This is a genomic window from Streptomyces sp. NPDC059696 (genome assembly GCF_042733745.1).
Lineage (GTDB): Bacteria > Actinomycetota > Actinomycetes > Streptomycetales > Streptomycetaceae > Streptomyces.
In genome coordinates, this window is the sequence record NZ_JBHWFG010000016.1 from 75,933 (window position 1) to 95,425 (window position 19,493).

The 19,493-nt window shown below is 69.2% G+C and carries 23 protein-coding genes; all 23 read right to left on the minus strand.

Going from position 1 to position 19,493, the window contains the following annotated elements:
- Positions 1 to 10 precede the first annotated feature (10 nt).
- Positions 11 to 2,866, minus strand: coding sequence for a hypothetical protein (locus tag ACFV20_RS19180; protein WP_385658077.1), 2,856 nt, complete (start codon positions 2,864 to 2,866; stop codon positions 11 to 13).
- Positions 2,867 to 2,869: 3 nt separating this feature from the next.
- Positions 2,870 to 3,379 (minus strand): hypothetical protein, encoded by a 510-nt coding sequence (locus ACFV20_RS19185; RefSeq protein ID WP_385658078.1) that lies wholly within the window; start codon positions 3,377 to 3,379, stop codon positions 2,870 to 2,872.
- 17 nt (positions 3,380 to 3,396) lie between these two features.
- Positions 3,397 to 6,576: a hypothetical protein gene (locus ACFV20_RS19190; protein ID WP_385658080.1), complete on the minus strand. Its 3,180-nt coding sequence runs from the start codon at positions 6,574 to 6,576 to the stop codon at positions 3,397 to 3,399.
- A gap of 126 nt (positions 6,577 to 6,702) precedes the next feature.
- Entirely contained in the window at positions 6,703 to 7,101 is a 399-nt protein-coding gene (locus tag ACFV20_RS19195; protein WP_385658081.1) for a hypothetical protein, read from the minus strand.
- A gap of 12 nt (positions 7,102 to 7,113) precedes the next feature.
- Positions 7,114 to 7,521 carry a hypothetical protein gene (locus ACFV20_RS19200; RefSeq protein ID WP_385658082.1) on the minus strand — a complete coding sequence of 136 codons (408 nt, stop codon included), beginning with the start codon at positions 7,519 to 7,521 and terminating at the stop codon, positions 7,114 to 7,116.
- Between the two features lie 24 nt (positions 7,522 to 7,545).
- The gene (locus ACFV20_RS19205; protein WP_385658084.1) at positions 7,546 to 7,923 is read right to left on the minus strand and encodes a hypothetical protein; all 378 of its coding nucleotides are present in this window, start codon (positions 7,921 to 7,923) and stop codon (positions 7,546 to 7,548) included.
- 3 nt (positions 7,924 to 7,926) lie between these two features.
- Complete coding sequence (locus ACFV20_RS19210; RefSeq protein ID WP_385658085.1) at positions 7,927 to 8,364, minus strand: hypothetical protein; 438 nt, start codon at positions 8,362 to 8,364, stop codon at positions 7,927 to 7,929.
- Positions 8,364 to 9,116, minus strand: coding sequence for a hypothetical protein (locus ACFV20_RS19215; RefSeq protein WP_385658087.1), 753 nt, complete (start codon positions 9,114 to 9,116; stop codon positions 8,364 to 8,366). The genes ACFV20_RS19210 and ACFV20_RS19215 overlap by 1 nt, the downstream gene beginning before the upstream one ends.
- The gene (locus tag ACFV20_RS19220) at positions 9,116 to 9,574 is read right to left on the minus strand and encodes a hypothetical protein (protein ID WP_385658088.1); all 459 of its coding nucleotides are present in this window, start codon (positions 9,572 to 9,574) and stop codon (positions 9,116 to 9,118) included. The genes ACFV20_RS19215 and ACFV20_RS19220 overlap by 1 nt, the downstream gene beginning before the upstream one ends.
- Before the next feature lies 1 nt (position 9,575).
- The gene (locus tag ACFV20_RS19225; RefSeq protein WP_385658090.1) at positions 9,576 to 9,977 is read right to left on the minus strand and encodes a hypothetical protein; all 402 of its coding nucleotides are present in this window, start codon (positions 9,975 to 9,977) and stop codon (positions 9,576 to 9,578) included.
- Between the two features lie 3 nt (positions 9,978 to 9,980).
- On the minus strand, positions 9,981 to 11,042 hold the full coding sequence (locus ACFV20_RS19230) for a hypothetical protein (RefSeq protein WP_385658092.1): 1,062 nt from the start codon (positions 11,040 to 11,042) through the stop codon (positions 9,981 to 9,983).
- Between the two features lie 38 nt (positions 11,043 to 11,080).
- Positions 11,081 to 11,356 (minus strand): hypothetical protein, encoded by a 276-nt coding sequence (locus ACFV20_RS19235; RefSeq protein WP_385658093.1) that lies wholly within the window; start codon positions 11,354 to 11,356, stop codon positions 11,081 to 11,083.
- 143 nt (positions 11,357 to 11,499) lie between these two features.
- Entirely contained in the window at positions 11,500 to 12,015 is a 516-nt protein-coding gene (locus ACFV20_RS19240) for a hypothetical protein (RefSeq protein WP_385658094.1), read from the minus strand.
- Between the two features lie 27 nt (positions 12,016 to 12,042).
- Positions 12,043 to 13,398: a phage major capsid protein gene (locus tag ACFV20_RS19245; protein WP_385658096.1), complete on the minus strand. Its 1,356-nt coding sequence runs from the start codon at positions 13,396 to 13,398 to the stop codon at positions 12,043 to 12,045.
- 9 nt (positions 13,399 to 13,407) lie between these two features.
- Complete coding sequence (locus tag ACFV20_RS19250) at positions 13,408 to 14,484, minus strand: head maturation protease, ClpP-related (RefSeq protein ID WP_385658098.1); 1,077 nt, start codon at positions 14,482 to 14,484, stop codon at positions 13,408 to 13,410.
- Positions 14,481 to 15,950, minus strand: coding sequence for a phage portal protein (locus ACFV20_RS19255; RefSeq protein WP_385658099.1), 1,470 nt, complete (start codon positions 15,948 to 15,950; stop codon positions 14,481 to 14,483). The genes ACFV20_RS19250 and ACFV20_RS19255 overlap by 4 nt, the downstream gene beginning before the upstream one ends.
- Positions 15,951 to 15,964: 14 nt before the next feature.
- Positions 15,965 to 16,093, minus strand: a complete 129-nt coding sequence (locus ACFV20_RS19260; RefSeq protein WP_385658101.1) for a hypothetical protein — start codon at positions 16,091 to 16,093, stop codon at positions 15,965 to 15,967.
- A 129-nt stretch (positions 16,094 to 16,222) separates the two neighbouring features.
- Positions 16,223 to 17,626 (minus strand): phage terminase large subunit, encoded by a 1,404-nt coding sequence (locus ACFV20_RS19265; RefSeq protein WP_385658102.1) that lies wholly within the window; start codon positions 17,624 to 17,626, stop codon positions 16,223 to 16,225.
- A complete protein-coding gene (locus tag ACFV20_RS19270; RefSeq protein ID WP_385658103.1) occupies positions 17,623 to 18,153 on the minus strand; it encodes a hypothetical protein in 531 nt (176 codons plus the stop codon). Before ACFV20_RS19270 ends, ACFV20_RS19265 begins: the two co-directional genes overlap by 4 nt.
- Before the next feature lie 187 nt (positions 18,154 to 18,340).
- Positions 18,341 to 18,568, minus strand: a complete 228-nt coding sequence (locus ACFV20_RS19275; protein WP_385658104.1) for a hypothetical protein — start codon at positions 18,566 to 18,568, stop codon at positions 18,341 to 18,343.
- Positions 18,569 to 18,615: 47 nt separating this feature from the next.
- Positions 18,616 to 18,744, minus strand: a complete 129-nt coding sequence (locus ACFV20_RS19280) for a hypothetical protein (protein WP_385658105.1) — start codon at positions 18,742 to 18,744, stop codon at positions 18,616 to 18,618.
- Positions 18,734 to 19,012 (minus strand): hypothetical protein, encoded by a 279-nt coding sequence (locus ACFV20_RS19285; protein WP_385658106.1) that lies wholly within the window; start codon positions 19,010 to 19,012, stop codon positions 18,734 to 18,736. Before ACFV20_RS19285 ends, ACFV20_RS19280 begins: the two co-directional genes overlap by 11 nt.
- Positions 19,013 to 19,020: 8 nt before the next feature.
- Positions 19,021 to 19,410 carry a WYL domain-containing protein gene (locus ACFV20_RS19290; protein WP_385658107.1) on the minus strand — a complete coding sequence of 130 codons (390 nt, stop codon included), beginning with the start codon at positions 19,408 to 19,410 and terminating at the stop codon, positions 19,021 to 19,023.
- Positions 19,411 to 19,493: the final 83 nt, after the last annotated feature.

The following is a 19,493-nucleotide window of genomic DNA, read 5'->3' on the forward strand; positions in this document are numbered from 1 at the left end:
CTGCCTCTCCTTACAGGGCGAGGATGGTGGGGTTGGCGAGACGCACGTCAGCGCCCGCGCTGTGCGCCTTGACGACGCCGTTGACGCTGCGGGTCACGGTGAACGTCTGGGGGCTGATCACGCGGAAGTTGTCGTACTGGATCGCCACGCTCGCCGCGTTGGTGCTGCCGGTGGTGCGGATCGAGCGGGTGCCGATCGAGTACGCCGCGCTGAACGAAGAGTCCGTCGCCGCGACGTGCCACTCCGGCGGCTCCAACCCAGTCGCCAGCCACGCCTTACCCTTCACCGCGCTGCCGATCACCCGGAACCGGACCCGGACGAACTGGCCGGCGGCGTGCGTGACCGGGACCGTGTATGAGCCCAGGGAGGTCTGCACGTCGGCGACGATGCGCCGCACGTCCAGCAGGACCGCGTTGCCCGTGGTGAACTCCAGGCGGGCGGTGTACATGTTCCCGGAGTCCTGCATGCGGCCCGTGACCGCGCCGTACAGGCTGCTGCCCGTCGCCAGCGCCGAGGTGGTGATGTCGCAGTACAGGTCAAAGTCCGGACTGACAGCGGTCACCGCGGTGCGTCGGGACGTGTCGAGCGTCGCCAGCGTGTGCACGCCAACCGAGCCGTTGACGGAGTAGTCCGACGCCGAGCCGCCGCCGACCGTGCTCCAGGTACTGCCGGTGTCCGGGGTGCCCCAGCTGCCGGAGACGGAACGGGTGAACGTGTCCGAGAGCCAGTCGGATACGCCGGTCACGCGCATCACCTCGCCGCCCACCCGCACATCGAACGGCCAGTCCGCGCTGCTCGTCGTCCACAGCGTCACCTCGCCCGCCGACGGCACCACCGTCAGCGACGTAGCCGCCGACGACACCGCGGCCACCAGCTCCGAGCCGTCCGTGTCGATCCGCGTCTCCGCCGCGTCGAGGACACCGATCGACGAGTACGGCGATGCCGGCGCGCAGGCGAAGGTGAGCCGGTGCTCGAAGTGGGTGATGGTCTCCTCGATGCCGAGGACGAGTTGGTCGATGGTGTCCGGGGCGAGCCACGAGGGTGGGCTGGTCACCTGGATGCGGTCGCCGAGACGCAGGGCGAGGATCGCCCGCTTCATCGCGGGTGTGATGCTGCTGTGGGCGAGGTTGACGCTGATGCGGGGGAAGCGCTCCTCGTCGACGGTGCCAAGGTGGACGCGCCATGCGGCGTGATCACGGATGGTGGCCCGGTCGGTGGTGGCGAGGTTGAGGGTGAGCCCGGACGTCTCGCCGTACTTGCCGACAGTCTCGGTGCCGAGCGCGCCGTCCGTCTCCTCATACGTGGCGCTGACGCCGCCCACGGTGACCGTGAGGACGTTCTGAACGTACCGGTCGTCCTCCACCGGGACCGGCACCTGGGCGAGGTTGTAGCCCGTGTACGACAGCGTCAGCGCCGGGTCCTGGTTGTACAGCGAGGCGCGGGTGCGGTAGCCGAGACCGAGCACAGAGCGCGTCTCGTACAGCAGCCCGCCGTCGGCCAGACACGCCTCCTGCATCAGCGACAGCGGGTTCTGCCGCGGCTGCCCGCCCAGCGCAACCGTGTCATCGAGGTCGCCGACCCACTCGAAGGGGATGCCCTCCTCGCCACACAGCCGCTCAATGCGGCGGCCCGCGGTCTCACCGATGGTGTTCAGCCTGGTGCCCAGGTCATCGATCGCAGTCACTTCGTTCTGGACGGTGATGTGCCCGATGACGCCGCCGGTCAGGCCGGTGGAGTTGTTCGGGCCGACAACAGAGATCGACGGCACGAACGGCGAGATCTTGGTGACGCGGGTGAGACCCTCGCTGGTCCTGGTGCCCGTCCCGCTGCTCTGCGCACCCGACACCAGGTCCAGGAGCCGCAGCGTGTAGTTCGTGTTCGAGCCGACCTCTTGCGCCTCGATCGACACCCGCAGGAGCCGGCCGGGGACGGGCAGCGTGTCGGCGATGTCGTTGAAGTTTGCGCCGTCGCCGTCCATGAGCTGGAGGCTGAGGTTGCGGCCCGTCGTGTTGTAGACGAGTTCCCACTCCATCGCCTGTGTGACGGTGATGTCGTCGAAGTTGGAGACGCGGAGGATGACCTTGCGGTCGCTGGTTCCCTCGGGCGGGATGTACAGCAGGAAGCGGACCTGGGTGGCGGTGGTGTTGCTGTACTTGGCGACGCCGCCGGACATCGCCGCGCCGGTGAACACGGGCAGCGGATCGCTGGCCTCGAAGCGCGTCGATGCGGCGAGCTGCGGAGCGACGGTGAACGTCATCGGGCTGCCGTTGGCGAGCGCCGATGCGATCTGAACTGCGTCGCTTGCGTCCTCACACGGCCAGTACGCCACCAGGTTCGACGGCGTCGGGTCCGTGACCGCGTAGTAGATCACCGACCGCTCCGGCCCGGGCCCCTGCGCCAGGCGCTGCATGATGCCCTTGTCGGTGACGTCGACCCACACGTCGTTGCCGGTGGGGTCCCAGTTGGGGGCCCACTCTGTGACCTCGCCCCACATCCGGTAGGACTTGCCGCCGTTGCCGTCGGGCACGCTGATCCGGAGCGGGGTGTTCCGGCCGATCAGGCCGTAGTAGGGGCCGGAGGGGTTGCGCGGGGAGAAGCGGCCGTCGCCGTTCTTCAACTGGAGGGTTGCCTGCGCTGAGTCCGTTTGCGAACCCTCGCCGCCTTGGATCCCGTAGGTGATGCGGATCTGGCCGCTGTCGTCGCGGACCATGACGTATCCGCCGTTGGTGATGTCGACCCACTCGCCCGCGATGAACAGCTCGACCTGTACCGGCTCGTCGTTCGACGCCTCCCCGCTGCCCCTGAGCGGGCCGGGGAGGTTGGTGAGGCGGCGCCGGACTGCGGCGACGAGCGGGGCGATCGGCATCGGTCAGCCCACCTCCTGGAAGATCACCCAGCAGCGCATGTCGGTGGCGGTGGTTGGGGTGGTCGCGCGGACCCGGAGGAACCGGCTCACGGCGATGATGGGCCGGGTGTCGGGCATCCACTGCCGCACGTACTGCAGGCCCGATTCGCCGGACACCGACGACAGCGACACGGTGTCGAAGACGCGGGACGCCGTGGTGGTGCCCTCCGCGGTCGCCGTGTAGCCGGTCGCCGAAGTGCCCAGCGTGAGCAGCGTGTTCGCGCCGTTGGGGTCGAGGTTCTGCACGCCGGCGTTGACGTGCGCGGTCACGGTGGCCGCCACGTCTGTCTGCAGCAGCTCGATGACACCGTCCGCGCCGGGCGGGTCGTCCAGGGAGAAGCCCCACTCCAGCAGCTGAATCTGCCTCGTCGACGGCGTGGCGAGTTGGAGCATCGTCTTGATGCTCGTCCCCGTCGTGACGCTCGCCTGGGCCGCCGTAGTCGGCGCCGCCCCATTCCACACGATGTACGGCACTCTTTGTCCTCTCCTAGTTACCTGCCGCGCGGCGGCTTGAGCGTGGCCTCGATCGACCCCCGGGCACGCACGGCCTTACGGCCGGCATCCACCCAGATCTCGCCGAAGTCGCGGTCTGCGATCCGTACCTGGATCACCAGTGGCTGACCGTCGGCTGCCGCAGCTGGAGTCGGCGCGTACCGGGCGCCGCCGCCGCGAGGGGTGTTGAGCATCGACGCCCATGCCTGCTGCTGCATGCGGCGGGTGTCCGGCCCGGAGTACACGCGCGACCCGAAGGGGAGCCTCACGAGCTCGGGCTCGTGTTCGCCGACCATCGTCCACGAGCCGCGGGCCCCGCCGGACGCGGCGCCGATGATGCCGCCGCTGGCCTTCTTCCCGAAGGCCTTCTCGATCTGCTTCTCCATCGCGCGGGCCAGCTTGTCCATCGACCGGGCCAGCTTCTCCTGCGAGTCGGTCAGCTTCTTCACCTGCAACTGCTGCGCCTTGATCGCCGCCCCGAACACCGCATCCGCCGTGGTCTTCCCCGCCGAGCCAGCCGCCGAGTTGATCTGCGACTGCAACGAATTGAGAGAGCCGATCTCCGACGAAGACGCCTGCAGCAGAGCACCCGCCGTGTCCAGCCCGCTGTCAGGGCCAGCCTCCGCGATCTGCTGCAGCAGGCTGCTGGACAGGCCCTTGCTCTTGAGGTCCTTCAACGCCTTCGCGAACGCGGTCGCCTTGTCTCGGCTGGCGGTGAGACCGCCCATGATGGACGCCACGGTGACCGGGGCGTCGCCGGAACCGCCACGGGTGATACTCGCCGAGTTCAGCACCCCAGACTTCACCGAGTCCGACAGGGACGCGGCGGCCTGCTTCAAGCTGTCGAGCTTCGCCTTGGCCTTCTCCAGCGACGCGGACACCTTGCCGAGTTGCTTCTCCCAGCTGAGGAGCTTCTTCCCGGTGGAGTCGAGCGCGCGCAGCAGGGAGCGCTCCTGCCCGCCGTGAGTGGCCTTCATGATGATCCCGCGCCACTGGTTCAAGGCGTTCACGAGACTGCTGACCGAGGCCGGGTTGGCGAGCGCCGAGCCAAACTCGCTACGCCGGTAGCCGGCCATCTGCCCGAAGTGGCTGATGGTCAGATCCCCGCGCGCGTCCCGGCGGGCCTCGGCTTCGGCCTTCGCCTGCTTTGAGACCTTGCCGCCCTTCGCGAACGCGGCGACCTTGAGCGTGCCGCGGTTGACGGCGTCCATGAATCCCTCGCCGTACCGGCGCACGCTCGCTGCACGGATCACGTACTCGCCGGCCGAGAGCATTGCCGGGATCGAGTCGGACGTCTCGCTGCCGGGGCCGACCACGCGGCCGCCGTCGGGTGAGCCGCCGCCCGCGAGGCGGATGGGGCCGCCCATTGCCCGGAACCTGGGCTGGTTCTGTGACTCGACGCGGCGTTGGTAGACGTTGATGTAGGCGGTGCCGACGACGCTGCCGCTGATCGCGCGGACCGCGGCGTTGAAGAAGCCGGTGTTGGCGCCGACCGGCACCTTCTTGCCCGGGAAGCGTGTGCCGTTGACCCTCGATGCGGTGCCGAAGAAGGACCGCGCGTCGGCCGTGATGCTGGCCTCGGCCTTCTTCCGGTCGTAGGCGTCGAGCTTGCCACGGGCGTCCCGCAGCGCGGCCTCCGCCTGGCTCTTGTCGGCGGACAGCTTCGCCTTCCGCTCGGCGGTAAGCGACTTGTCCTGCAGCTTCTCCTTGATGCTGTTGAGATTCGCCTCGGCCTGCTTCACGTCCAACTTCAGCTTCGCCCGGCCGAGCTTCTCGTTGGCGGTCGTGGCGAACTCGCCGATCTTGCCGTTGACCCCGTCCAGGGTCTCCTTCGCCCCCGTGGCCCACTCGTCGAACCGCTCGTTCGACGCTTTCAGCGCCTCGCCGATACCCGGGATGTTCCCGAACGCCATCGCCAGACCACTGATCACCAGGTCGGCGGAGTCGATCGCGGTCTTCGCCATCAGGGTGAAGCCCGCGCTGAGCAGCGGCAGCCACTGGATGCCAGTGTTGACCATGTCGATGATCACTTGGCCGACCTGGACGAACGCGCCTCGGATGGCCGTCTCGTTCTCCTTCACCCAGTTCGACAGGCCACGGAATCCCTCGCCGAGGGTGGACACGTCAACGCCCGCGACTTCGAGCAGGGACTCGACCAGCGCGCCACCGAGGACACTCGCGAGATCCCCCGCCACAGAGAACGCGATCTGCCCGATCTCATTGAATGCCCGGAAGACGTCGGCGGCCACGTGCATGGCGGGCTCGATGCCCTCCAACACGCCCTCGAAGACCGCCGCGAAGCCCTCGATGCTCAGACCTAGGCCGCGGAACATCTCGCCCATCAGCGGGCCGAAAGTCTCAGCGAACGCGCCGGAGATCTTCCCCAGCGACGGCAGCAGCGAGTCGTTCAGGAGCGACGCGAAACCGCCGAGCATCTCCGACGAACCAGAGATCCCCTGCTCCAGGCCCTCGAACATCCCCGGCAGGCCCGTGTCCAACAGGCCGCCGAGCAAGCTGTCCCAGGCGTCGAGCGCCGGCTGCGACTTGGAGCCGAAGTCGAGGAAGCTCTGGGTGAAGGTGCCGACGCTCCCGGCGAACTCCTCGACCCACTTCGAGCCCATCTCGGCGTTCTTCGCCAGTGCCCCCTTGAACGCGGGGCTGTCCGCGAACTTCGCGGCCTTCTCCGTGATCCGGCCGAAGGTGTCCGCCCCGGTCTCGATGACCGGAGTGAGGTCCGCCATCGCGCCCTTCAGGGACTTGACGGCCTTCTCCGTGTGCGGGGCGACGGTCTTCTCCGCCGCCTTCTTCCAGTCCTCGAACGCCGGCTTGAGCTCCTTCGCCTTCTTCTTCAGGTCGTCCATCGCCAGCGCCGCGCCACCACCCACCGCGGCGACACCCGTCAGCATCGGCGCCAACGCCCCCAGCGTCGGGAGCAACGACGCCCCCACCGCAGCAGCGACCCCGATCAACTGGCCCTTCAGCCCAGCCCCGCCGCCCATCGAGGAGCCGGCGTTCGAGGCTGCGCTGGCGACGTCGTCGAGCTGGCCACCGACGATCCGCAGCGAGCCGCCCATGCTGTTGGCCTGGCGCTGCAGCTGGTTGAGGTTGCGGTTGACGGAGTTGAAGCCAGGCCCGGTGAGGTCCCGGACGTGCACGGTGATCGTTACGTCGTCAGCCATCGAGGTCCCCTCCCTCCGGGGTATCGGGCGAGCCGAGCTCCTCGATCATGAGGAGGCGCAGCAACTCGGCCGGCTCGTCGAGGAGCTGGCTGGGCAGGCAGTGGAAGCGGTCGCAGAGGCGGAGGATCAGGCGGGCACGGCGGAGCTCTCCGGGTTCGGTGACCTTGGTTCCATCGGGATGGACGCCGCCGGGGACGGCTCGCCAGAGGGCGAGCTCTGCGGCAAAGGGTCAGGGACCCCGCTGTTCACCTGTCGCAGCGCGTTGAGGATGGCGAGGACCATGCCGCCGTCCTGCGTGCACACGCCCTCGTACGAGGTCGGTACCGGCTGCCCCTGCTCGTCCTCGACGTTCCACGAGACGAGGCGCTGCACGAGCGCCTTGACCACCTGGTCGGGGGTGAACTCCATCTCGTTGAGTTCGAGTTCCTCTCCGACGGTGAGAGCGCGCACGCTGGCCTCAAGGCCCTCGTACTCGGTGCTGGTGAAGTCGAGCGTGTAGATCTTCCGCTTCGGTCGGTATCCCATGCGTGCCTCCCCTCAGGCCCAGGTCGGGACGGTGCCGTCGCTGAGGACGCCGGGCGCGGAGAAGGTGAGCGCGCCGTCGTCGCCGCGGGTCAGCGGGTAGTCGGTGAAGAGGCACTCGTTCGCGAGGGTCTGGCCCGACACGGTGAGGGTGACGGTGCGCGCCACGCTCGTGCTGGGCACGGTCTTGAACACGTCGTGCGCCTGGCCCGTTGCGTCGTTGAAGACGCCGTTCAGCGTGATCGAGAAGTCGGCGAGCAGCAGGAGCCGCTCGTACGCGCTCTTGTCGATGCCCGTCACGTCCTGCACGCCGCGCGGGGTGGCGAACTGGAGGTTGGTGATGTCGTTCTTGATGGCTCGGGCGGTGCCGCTCGCGTCGTCGACGGAGCAGGTCGTCCATCCGAGGCCGGACTCTTTGGCCATGGCCGTGTTCCCTTCTGTTCGGAGCTACGCCTGCGCGAGCTGCGGTTCGTCGACCCACTGGGCGTCACGGTCGCGGTCCCAGGCGAGGGAGCCGAAGACCTTGCGTGTGCCGTCCGTCGTGGTCCATTCCTTGTGGAATCGCGTGCGGTGCGTGATGGAGTGGCCCGCCGCCGTGATCTTCACGGTGCGCGTGGTGCGCCCGTCGTCCACCAGGGCGCGCGCCCGGTCAGTCGGGTTGATCAGGGTGAGCTGGAAGCCAGCGGGGCCCACGAAGAGCACGCGGTTGCAACCGTCGTTCTCCTCGTAGACGACCCGCGGGGTGCCGAACTCGACCTCCTCGCACTCAGACGAGAAGTCCTCGCCGTCGATCGTCAGGCGAACGTGATGGCGGATGTCGCGCATCGCTCATCCCTTCCGCTGGTTCTCGACGAGCCGGAGCTGGTTCTCCGCCATGTCCTCAACCCAGTCCGCGGCCCGGGTGTGCTGCCGCTTCCGGCCGGTCGGGTTGCCGCGCCAGTCGCCGTCGCGGACGAGGTAGATCTCGGGCCGCGTCCGGTGTTCCGCGAAGCAGCGCTGCCCGGACTCGAAGCGGAACACCGTGAGGCCGGCCTCGGTCTTCAGCTCGCGGAACGTGCGCCGTGCCTGGGTCCGGATGTACTGGGCCTGCGTGGCGCCGAGTTCCGTGCGCTCGTCGATGACGGAGTCCCAGCCGTGCCGCCACTGCGGGCAGCCGACCTGCTCGCACGCCGCCACGACGCTCGTGTCGCGCGGGCTGGTGATCTGGTACGTCTGGTACGCCTGCACCGGCAGGGCCGGGTCGATGCGGTTCACGGGTCGCTGCATCAGAACGTCACCGCCACGTCGTTACGGATCACCGACACGGCGAACACCGCGTTGGTGAAGGTGCCGGTGGTGACCACCCGGAGGTAGCGCTCGACGGTCTGGCCGCGCGCGGTCTCGATGCGCTGCGACGTCACACCGGTGGCCGCGGTGAAGGCGCCGCCCGTGACGTCCGCCCACGCGTCCCCTGCCCCGTTGTCCGAGGACTCCTGGAGCTTCACCGTGACGCTGGTGCCGGTAAACGCGAACACGTGCAGGTACGCCTGAAGCCCGAACGTCGTCGGCCCGGTGCCGAAGTCGACGCTGCTGCCGTTGGTGGCCGTGGTGTCCGTGCGCTTGCCCGCGGTCAGCGACCGGCCCCACTCCAGCGTGTAGCTGTTCGACTGGGCCTCGACAGAGAACGTGAACTGCCCGTCGTCCCCGCGGCTGCCGTCGTAGCCGATCTGCTTCGCGACGATGTTCGCCGACGGGCCGCCCAGCGTCGTGCCCCGGAAGTACGAGGCGATCACGTCCGTGCGCGGCAGAGCCTTCAAGATCCCGTGCGCCGCGTCCGCCTCCACGCCCGGGTTGAAGTAGGTCGTCATCTGCAGCCGGCCGTCGAGACGCCCGCCCTTGCGTTCGTGGGCGGACTTGTTGATGCCGGTGAACTCCAAGGCGGCGGGGCCGCCGCCGATGTTGCCGACGGCTTGGATATCGCCGGAGAGGTCATAGCCGGACAGGTAGAGGTTGTCACCAAGCCCGCTTTGCTTTGCCACTACGGGGCCTCCGTCCAGAGATCGTTCACGATGAGCGGGAGGGTGATCGTCATAACCCGGTACTCCGCACCGCCCTCGGCGAGGTAGCCGGCGCGCGCCGACAGCGGGTCGCCATGCTGGCCGCGAACGTCGACGTTGCGGACCAGGCCGCCGAGGGTGAAGTCGTTCGTGTAGGCGCCCATGAGGGCGTCCAGGGCTGTCATCAGGTCCGGGTCGATAGCGTCGACCGGCTGTTGCACCAGCGCGGAGTACAGGCGCACGTACAGCGCGAGCCTGGCGGTGGTGGAGTCGAGGCCCGACGCGCCGCGGGCGGGTCCGATGTGCTCCACCCACACGGCGCAGGTGATGCCGCTGGTGGGCGGAGACTTCGGCTCGTGGCCATTGATCGCTGAGAAGTAGCCGCTGCGGGAGGCGTGGTCTTCGACTGCGTCGAGGATGGTCTGGATGTCGAGGGCCATGTCAGATCAGCCCCCTAGACCGGTAGCGGGCTAGCAGTTCACGGGCGATCTGCGGGGCCTTGCGGTCCAGCAGCGGCTTCGTCCGGCGGAACGTGAAGTAGCCCGGGAAGCGCGTGACGGGGCTGTTCCTGCTCCCCGTTCCTTCCAACCACGGCCCGTAGACGATGCGCTGGTCGTGCACCATGTACCGGCCGCCGCTGGTGCGGTCCACGCTGATCTTCGACTGGTAGTAGCCCGTCGGGTGCCGCAGCACCTGCCGCAGCCGCTGATGCACCAACCGCTCGCCCTCACGCGCCACCTGGTACTCGACGTCGTCTGCGTAGTCGTGCAGCGCACGGCCCGCCCTACCGGACGCCCAGGGCCCGGAGGCGTGGGAGTTGACGCGCACATCGAAGCCAGGCATCGCTCACACTCCCCGATGGCGGGCCTTACGGCCGTGCGCGTTGTAGACCTGCTCCCGTAGCGCGGGAAGGTCGCGGGCGGTGAGGGCCTGGTCGGTGCTGGCCCCGCCGCCGCTGGTGCGGCGGGTGCGGGCGTATCCGGCCTGCTCGTTGGTGACCCGGTTGAGGGCCTCGGCGATGGTGAGATCGCGGACGAGACCGGGCGGGTTCCAACGGCGCACGGACGCCGCACTGTCGTGGGTGGTGGCGGTAGTGCCGAGGGCGCCCCGGACGACGGTAAGCGCGCGGGGTGCGTAGATCGCGGAGTCCGTGTGCGCGGCGAGGACGCTGCCGTCCCACGCGCGCTCCACGGTGAGGGTGTTGCCGGCGATGTCGACGATGAGCATCCGCTCCGAGTCGCGGAGGATGACCTCGTCGACGGCGTAGGCGGTGCCGTCGGCGGCGCCGATGGAGACGTCGTTCTTGGCTGCGGTCATGGAGTCACCGAAGCCCTGGCCGGTGTCGACCATGCTGCGCCCGGTGACGATCATCCGCTCGTCGTCGATGCGGAGAATGCTGCCGACGCCGAGTTCGGCGGAGGCCGGGCCGTTCACGGTGATCGTGGTGGCGGTGGTCGAGGCGACGTCTGCGGCGAGCGCGCCGACCGTGGTTTCGTCGAGGCGGTAGCCCCACAGGCCGGTGATGGTGACGTCGGCCTGGTGGGTGTCGCCGCCGCCCCACGCGGCCGAGGTGCCGAGGTTGGTCTCGACACGGCTGTAGGGCGCCCCCGACAGCGGGTACAGGACCACGTCGTCGGGGCTGATGGCCGTGCCGCCGGACGTGATGGAGGTGAGGGAGATGAGTTCCTGGTCGTCGAGCCACAGCCGCCATGACGGCCGGTACTGCGACCCGGGCCAGTCGAAGCTGCGCGTCGCCGTCTCGGGGTAGAAGCGGCGGTGACACAGGCTGTCGATGTCGCGGCTCGCGGACTGCAGCGCCCGGTCGATCTGCCGCGTGCTGCGCGCCGTGAGCTTCACGTCTAGGGCGCGCATCACGTCCTCACGCGTCGCGTACCAGGGCTCGGTCATCTCTCCTCACCTCCTCTCGTGGTGTTGGTGCGGGTTGGTCAGGCGTCAGCAGAGTCGTCGGTCGCCGACTCGTCGTCCGCCTGGCCGCCATCCGTCGAACGGGCAGTAGAGCCCGCCGTCCGGGCCTGCGCGGAGCGGCTCCCCGTCTTCCGGGCACGCTTCCGGGGGCCGGTCTCGCTCGTCTCGGGCGGAGTCGACGGCTTCTCGAACGATGTCTCGCCACTGCTCCCAGCTGATGGCTCCTCACCGCCTTCCACCGGCACGGGCTCCTCGCCCGCGACGCTCGCCCCGCCCAGGCGGGTGATCTTCGGCATGTGGTTCTCCTCCTCGATGGGCCTGCCAGCGTGGATGCCGAGCGCCGCCGCCGACCCTTCGTCGGCGCCGCGCTCTGACCCGCAGTGGGGGCACCGGGGCGCCCCCACCGCGTATGCGGCCGTGCAGTCCAGGCAGACCCTCGTCACAGCGACGCCGCCAGCGAGGCCGGGGCCCGCTCGACCAGCAGGTCACGACGGAGGTAGAGGATCGCGCCGAGCTGCGCGTTCGTCCCCACGTCCGCCACGTCGAGCGACACGTGCGTGTAGCCGTCCGACAGCTGCGCCGCATCGACCTCGATGACGATGACCTGCTGCGACTCCGCCGACGTACCGGCCCCGCCCGGGTCCGCGATCGTCGCCGCCGCGGACTGCGTCACCTTCGACCATGCCTCCGTACCGGCCAGCGTGGTGGCCGACTTGAGGTAGTAGTGGTCGATCACCGCGAGGTTCGACGTGGTGCCGCCGGTGTTCGCGGTGTGCTGCTTCAGCGTCAGCGTCGGGTCGTCACCGGCGGTGCCGGCGCCCTTGAAGACGACGATCGTCAGACCGCCGCAGCCCTTCAGGGCGACGCGCTTGCCGGTGACGGCGGCGCTGGACATGTCGACGGGGACCGCGCCGACGCAGACGTCGACGAGCCGCCCGAGTGCTTCCATGGCCATGGCTGTGATTCCTTTCCGGCGCCCGGGTCAGGCGGCGAGCTTGACGATCGGGGACAGGGTGGATCCGCCGTTGGCGGGGGTGATCGCGGACTGCAGCCAGGGGCGGCCGTCGACGCGCTCGATGATGCGGAACGCGATCTCGTCGGTCTCGAAGTACCTGTCCTCGGACTGGCGGGCCTGCATGGCCTGCCGGTCACCGATCAGGTAGAACCCGAAGTCCACGAGGGACAGGTCGCCCGCGGAGCCGAGCGCCGGGACCTTCTCGGTGATCACGACCGGGCGGCCGAGGATGCTCATGGGCAGGTTGTCGATGGCCTGGCCGCCGGACAGCCACAGGGGCGGGGCGGAGATGCCGTCGGTGCCGCGGGTCATGGCGAGCTGCGCGAGCTGCGGGATCGCCGACGGCGAGGCCAGCCACACGGCGCGGGACAGGGACTGCGGGAGCATCCGCGCGTACATGCCGACGACGTCGGCGAACTGGATCTGCGAGGACGTGGTGCGGGTGACGGAGATGGCGGCGTTGCCGTTGAGGACGCCGAGGGGCTTGCCGACGCCGTCGCCGGTGAGGAACGCGGTGTCCTCGAAGAACGACAGCGCCTCGGGGAACATCTGCCCGATGAACGCGTCGAAGGAGACGAGGCTGTCCTGCATCAGCTCGGACGGCACCTTCGCGAAGCCGGTGAGCTTGCGGGCCTCCAGGACGATGCGGGAGAACTTCGCCTGCGACTCGGTGAGCTGCCCGGACTCCTCGGTCCAGTAGCCGACGATGCCGCCGTACACCGAGTTGACGTTGGTGGTGGAGTCGATCGCCGGGAACGGGACCCGCAGCGTCTCCATGGGGATGACGCGGGCACGGGGCCGGACCACGGAGGTCTCCAGCGAGACCCGCAGCAGCTCGGAGCGCAGCGTCTCCGGGATGAGGTAGCCGCCGTCCGAGGGGATGTCGCTGCTGTAGTTCTTCAGCGAGGCGAGCTTGCCCGCGTCCTCGGCGTTCAGCTCGTTGCGGCGGGCGATGTTGCGGAACAGCTCACCGGTGCTCGCGTACAGGCCGTCGAGCTTCGAGCCCTCCGCTGCCTTGTTGAACAGGCCGCGGCCCTGGAGCGTGGCGTCGACGGCCGCGTAGGGGTCGGCCGTCTTGGCGCTCATGTCGGGGCGCTTGATGTCCTGGCCGTTCTCCCGGAGGAAGTCGGCCATGCCCTTCTGGACCTGCTCGTCGACGATGCGCTTCAGGTCGGTGCCGTCGCCCTGCTGGCCCTGCGCGTAGGAGTCGATGAACTCGGTGAGGGAGTCCTGCGACGCGAGGACTTCCTTGCGCTTGGCCGGGTCGGCGAGCATCTCCGCCAGTTCGGCGCTGTTGCGCGGGACGGTCGTAGTGGGTGCCACTGTGCCTCCTTAGGCGTCCGCCGCCGCGCGGGACGACGTGTCGGGCTCGAACAGGTTGGAGACGAGCGCCGACCAGGTGTCTGCGTCGTCCTGGGTGAGGTGAGCGGTGAGTGCCGCCCACTCGTCTACGGGTTCGGCGGCGGGCGCCTCCGGCTCCGGCACGGCGGCCGGCTCCTCGGGGGCGGGTTCAACGGGCGTGGTCTCGGCGACCGGCTCGGCGACGGGCGCGGCCTCGACGGGCGGGGCCGTGTCGCGGAGCTCGGCGTCCTTGCGGAGAGCGGCGAGGAGCTGCTCGCCGACGGCGTCGCCGACGTTGAACGTCAGCGTCACCGACGTGGGCTGCTCCGTCTCGTCCTTCGGCTCGTGGCGGCGCGGGCCCTGGTAGCCGTAGGCGGCGAGGTCCCAGGCGCGGGCCATGTCCGGCTCGGGCTCCTCGGCGGGCTCGGTCGGCGTGCCGGCCTTCGGGGCCTGGACGGCTTCGTCGGCGAGGCCGTTGTCGACCGCGTCCTCGGGGAGGTACCAGGTCTCGGCGCGCATGCGCTCGCGCCACTGCTCGCGGGTGCCGCCCGCCCTGCTGGCGTAGGCGTCGGCGATGTTGTCGCTGATGAGGTCGAGGAGTTCACCCATCTCCTCCATGTCGGAGGCGTTGCCGTAGCAGAGGCCGGACGCGTCGTGGATCATCATCATCGAGTTGGGGGCCATCTCGATGCGGTCTCCGGCCATGGCGATGACGGAGGCGATCGACGCGGCGACGCTGTCCACCTGGACCGTCACCGATGCGGGGTGTGCCCTCAACGCGTTGGCGATGGCGATGCCCTCGAACACCGACCCGCCCGGCGAGTTGATCCGGACCCGCATGCGGGGCGCGGTGATCTGCTTCAGCTCGGCGATCATGTCGTCGGCGGTGCAGCCGAACCAGCCACCGACCTCGTCATAGATCATGACCTCGGCCTCGTCCGGGTCGGCCGCGTTGCTGATGCGGTACCAGGAGCGGGCCTCCAGGCCGAGCTTGGCGCGCTGCTTCTCCGCCTGCTCGCGCTGGCTGGCCATGAGGGTGGCCGCCTTGCCGGGCAGCGTGATGTTCATGAGCCCTCTCCCTTGCGTCCCCGCTTCACCACGCGGCAGCGGCATTCGTTGCCGTGCTCAGCGCCCACGCACTTCACGTAGCCCGAGCCGCCCGGGTAGTCCTTGTAGGCCTGGGCGCGGTTCTTGTACGTCCGGCCGTCCTGTTCGGCGCACGGCCCACACCGGTCGTCGTCGTCTTCCGTGACCACAACCCACCGCTGCGCGTTCTCGAAGTCGTCGCCCAGCAGCCCGGCGACCGTCTCGCCCCACGACGTCGGCGCGGCAGCCGGAGCACCGGTGTACGGGATCTCGGGCAGGCCGACCGCGGAGAGGATCCCGGCCGGCTCCCAGCCCGCGGTGCGCAGTGCGGCTGCGGCCTCGGCGCGGGCGGTGAGCGTCTGCGCTTCGGTCTCCGGGTCCGGGGGGACGGGGTCGCAGTAGTCGAACTCCAGGCCCTGCGCGGTCGCGCCGAACATCGGCAGGAGCTCGTGGTTGAGCGCGGCCTTGATGCGCTCCAGGCGCGGGATGGTCTGCTGCTCCGCGAACCACGACTTCGCCGCGAGGGCGCTCGCGCGGTTGATGTCTTCGAAGTCACCGATCGCCGACTTGGAAATGCCGTACGCCTCGCGCACCCGGTCGGCGGTCGCGCCGCGCAGCTCGACGAACTGCATGTCCCTCTGCGAGATCGTCCGGTCGACCCACTTCGCGCCGTGCTCGACGATGGCGACCTTGTGCGCGTTGTTGACGCCCTTGTGCTGCTCCGCCCACCGCTCCCGCATCTCGTCCCACTCGGTGTCACCGAGGTGCACGGGCACCTCGATGATCCCGCCCGGCTGGGCGCTGTTGATGAAGAACGCCCGCGACCACTCGGCCGCGTACCGGCTCGTGTCCAGGTCCGGGAGGATCGACAGCACCGGCGACAGCCCGCGGTACGGGTCGAGCGGGTTCGGCCGGCGCAGCTGGATGACCTCGTCGAGCTCCAGCGGGATCTGCTCCCCGTCGGGCGACGTGTAGACGTAGCCCTTGAGGAACGTCTCGGGGTCGGGGACGGGGGTGATGCGGTCGGGGCGGACGGGCCACATCTCCAGCGGCAGGTTGAAGCCTGGGGCGCGGGCGATGACCCACCAGGTCTCGCCGGTGAGGTCGTAGTGCTGCGTGGAGGACTCGACGAACTCCTGCCGCGGCATGAAGGGGTTGGGCTTGTTCCACAGGTCGAGGGCGGCGTGGGAGGTGACCTCGACACGGTCCTCGACCTTGCCGCTCTTGGACTTCCGGTACAGCTTCCAGTCCACCAGGGCGGTGGCGTTCGACGTGCGGTCGACGATCGCGAAGAGCGTGGAGACGGCGGACATGGCGCGCATCTGGCCCTCGGCAGACCGGTTGCTGCCGAAGAAGCGGCCGTGGGACTGGGCGCGGGAGGCGAAGGGGACGGGCGGGGTGGCCGTGCGCGCCGCGTTCGACAGTGCGCCGAGGAGGGTTCTGGCCAACACCCCTCCTCATGTCAGTCGCCGAAGTGCACCCGGTTGATCGCCAGTACGCCGAAGCCAAGGACCCATCCGCCGACGACGACACTCCACGCCGCTACGGCCTGGGCCATGGTGAACCCCGACAGGAGAATGATCCCAGTCATGTCAAGCAGGATCGGCATACTCCTATTCAGGCTCTGCATCCACCTGCGCACACTGGCCCTGATCTGGCCCTTCACGTTCTTCACGGCAACCTTGTCCCCTCGGTGGCGGCTTGTAGGGTCACGACAGTCTCACAGCCAGCCACGCACCCGCGGGCGGCCACCGAGGTCCCGCGCGGCGACCATGTAGCGCAGGGCGTCACAGCCGTGGTCGTCCTTTTTCACCGGCTCCTCCTTGAGACCGCCGGCGTTGCCGGGCTTCACGGCCCAGACGTAGCCGCCGATCTCGTCCGTCGTGGACATCGGGAGCGACGCTTCTTCGAGGAGCGGGTCTCGTTCAACCAGCGCGCCGCGCACGACGAACAGCCTGGGCTTGCCGTCCCCCTGCACCTTGAGGCGGGACTGCACGGCTTGGATGCCGTCCGACACGGTCTTCGTTGCGGCCGCCGTCCCCATGCCGAGGTGCTTCTCCAGGGTGGCCCGGTCTTCGGCGTCGTGGTCGCAGATCACCGAGCGCGGCCGGGGCTCGGTCCACTCCAGGGTGCAGTGTTTGCAGTCGTGGCAGTCGTGGTCGCTGCCCTTGGAGTCGCAGCACTCAACGCAGCGGCGCAGCAGGCGCAGGATGTGCTTCGCGTGGTCCTCGACGAGCCGCTTGGTGCGGTAGATCTCCCGGTACAGGTAGAGCCGGCCGTCGTCGTCCTCGGCCCAGCACTGGAGGACGAACGGGTTGGTGAAGCCGAAGTCCACCGTCCACCAGCGTGTCCAACTGTCGGGGATGGTGAACGGATCGATGAGGTGTACAGCGTCGTCCCACGTCTCGTAGATCTGCCCTTCGGCTGCGGCCCACTGGCCTTGCAGCAGGCGCGACTTGCGGACGCCGGTGAGCTTGTTGAGCTTCGCGAAGTAGTCCCGGCCCTTGGGCGTGTAGGTGCCGTCGGCGTTCACGTAGGCGGGGTTGTCGCGGTGGCGGGAGGTGAGCATCGTGGCTTCGCCCTGGTCGCAGCGCTGCTTAAGCCAGTGCGCGGGGTGGGCGGGGTTGCAGGCGGCGATCTGCTGCTGCCACGAGAGGACGCCGTTGCGGAGGCGGGTGGCGATGGCTTCCCAGTCGTCGATGGTGAGCTCAGTGGCCTCGTCCGCGAACACGAGGTCGTACTCGGCAGACATGATCTTCTCGGGCTTGTCCATGCCGCCGACGACGATCACGCTGCCGTTGGAGTAGCGGTAGCACGCGGCTTCGCGGGAGCTGCCACCGAACCAGGTGACGATGCCACGAGCGAGCGCGTCCGCCGCGACCTTCTTCTCGAACGTGACCAGCGTTGTAGAGGTGAGCGACACTGCGGTCTTGCGGACGACGAGACAGCGGATGTTCGGGTTGTGTAGCGCCGCCAAATGCACACGGAACAGCGAAGCTAGGCTCTTCCCGGTCCCGGCCGGCCCGGCCATCACGACCTCGGAGTCCCGAGTCTTGAAGAGCTGCCGGGCTGCGCCGCGGGGCTCGTAGCGGACGATGACGTCGTCGTCGACCGCGGTGGTCATGTGAGGTCTTCGGCGTCGACTCCGACGACTTCGTACCGCACGCCACCTGAGTGCTCGACCTTGGCGGGCTGCTTGAGGCCGTGCAGGTTCTGGTACTGGTCGCGGATGCGGAGCGCGGTCTGGATGGCCTGGAGGCGCGGGCCGTCGTCCGGGAGCGGCTGGCCGTCGTCGCCGCAGACGACTCGCCCGTGGGAGACCATGACGTGGTTCCGCTCGATGATCTCCATGGCCATGAGGTAGAGGGCGTCGAGCTGTTCGGACTCGGTCTGCCGCAGCTTGGTCACGGCCGGCAGGGCGACGTCGCGCTTGGCGGATTGGATGCCGCGCCACGCCTGGGAGCGGTCGTAGTAGCCGAACATGTCGGCGATCTGCTGGTAGGTGGTGCCGGGGTTGTCGGCCCAGTATTCGGCGGCTGCGGCGTCGCGGCGGACGCTGTCCATGGACCGGGCGAACTTGCCGTTCCCGTCGCGGGGGCGTTCGAGGTACTCGTGGGAGCTTCCTGGTTCGGGCTGTTCGTCGGCGGCCACGGCGCTCCCCCTTCTGCTGGTCGTCTGGCGGCGTTGGCTGGCGTTGGTTACTGGTTGGCGTGGTTTGATGGTAACGATGCGTGCAACCGGGGTGGCGGCTCTGCGGTGGGCGCGCATGACGGAGGCCCGTCTCCCCGCTGGCGTAGCGGGTTGAGACGGGCCTTCGTGTTGTCCAGATCGGGCGCGGTCAGAACTGCTCGGTGCGGAAGGTGTAGCCCGCGTGCGTAACCGTCTCGCCGAGTGCGGCGTCTCGGAGCTGACGCCCGAAGACCAGTCCGGCCCGGCCGAAGGCGATGTCCTGAGCGGCGAGCACCTTCAGCGCCGACAGGGCGACGGCGTGACGGGTCGGCAGTGGCTCAGTGCTGGAGTGGGCCTGCGTGCCGTTGGGGCGGGTGACGATCAGGCGGTACGCCATGAGGGCGGGTTCCTTTCGGTGGCGGTGGGTTGAGGGTACGGCGGGGGTCAGTAGTCGGTGCCGGGGATCGCCTCGTCCGGCCGCTCATCCACGGCGGTGCACACCGGGCACTCGTGGTCGAACTCCGTCGCCTCGTGGCACAGGCGGATCTCTTCGGCGGTGAACTCAGCGGTCATCGGTCTCTCCTCCAACCTCGGGGCAGTCGGGCAGGTGGTACTCGGCGTCGTCGGGACAGGTGCACTGCGGGGTGTCGGGCTTCGAGCAGCCGGGCTCGTGGGGTGCGGCCGCACAGCAGCGGGAGCAGTCGCAGTCCCGGGTACGCGCGAGGAACGGCGGTCGGCACGGACCGGGGTGGTCGATGGGCGCCCAGACGGGGGACGGGTTGGCGGCCTCTTGGGCGGCGAGAGCGTCGAGGCGGGCGCGGATCTGGTCGGCTTCGGGCATGGGTTCTCCTAGGCGGCGAGGGCGTCAGCCAGCAGCTGAACTCGGGCGACGGCGGGGCAGTCGACGGGGTACAGCACTGTGACGGTGGCGAGGCCGTGCGCGGGGCGGGCCGGCTTGTCGTCGGCGGCCGGGCGGGCGACGGTGTACTCGCTGCGGTGGACGGTGTAGGCGACGAGCCGGTCCAGGCGGAAGGAGCGGGACTCCCCGGTCTCGCGGTCCATGGCCTTGAGGACGATGTCGCCGGCGGCACTGACCACCACGTCGTACACCTCGATCGTGCGGACCGTGGTGCTGCCGTCGGCCTTGACGTAGGTGATGGTGACGGGGTGCTTGGCGTCGAGGGCCTTGATGAGGCGGGTGAGGGTGGTGGTGCTGGTCTCGCGGTTGGTGTGCCTCATCGGGTCCCCCTCGGTTGCGGTGTAGCCACACCCTAGCCGGAGGTGTAGCCACACCGCAAGGGGTTGGGGGTGTCCGAGTGTGG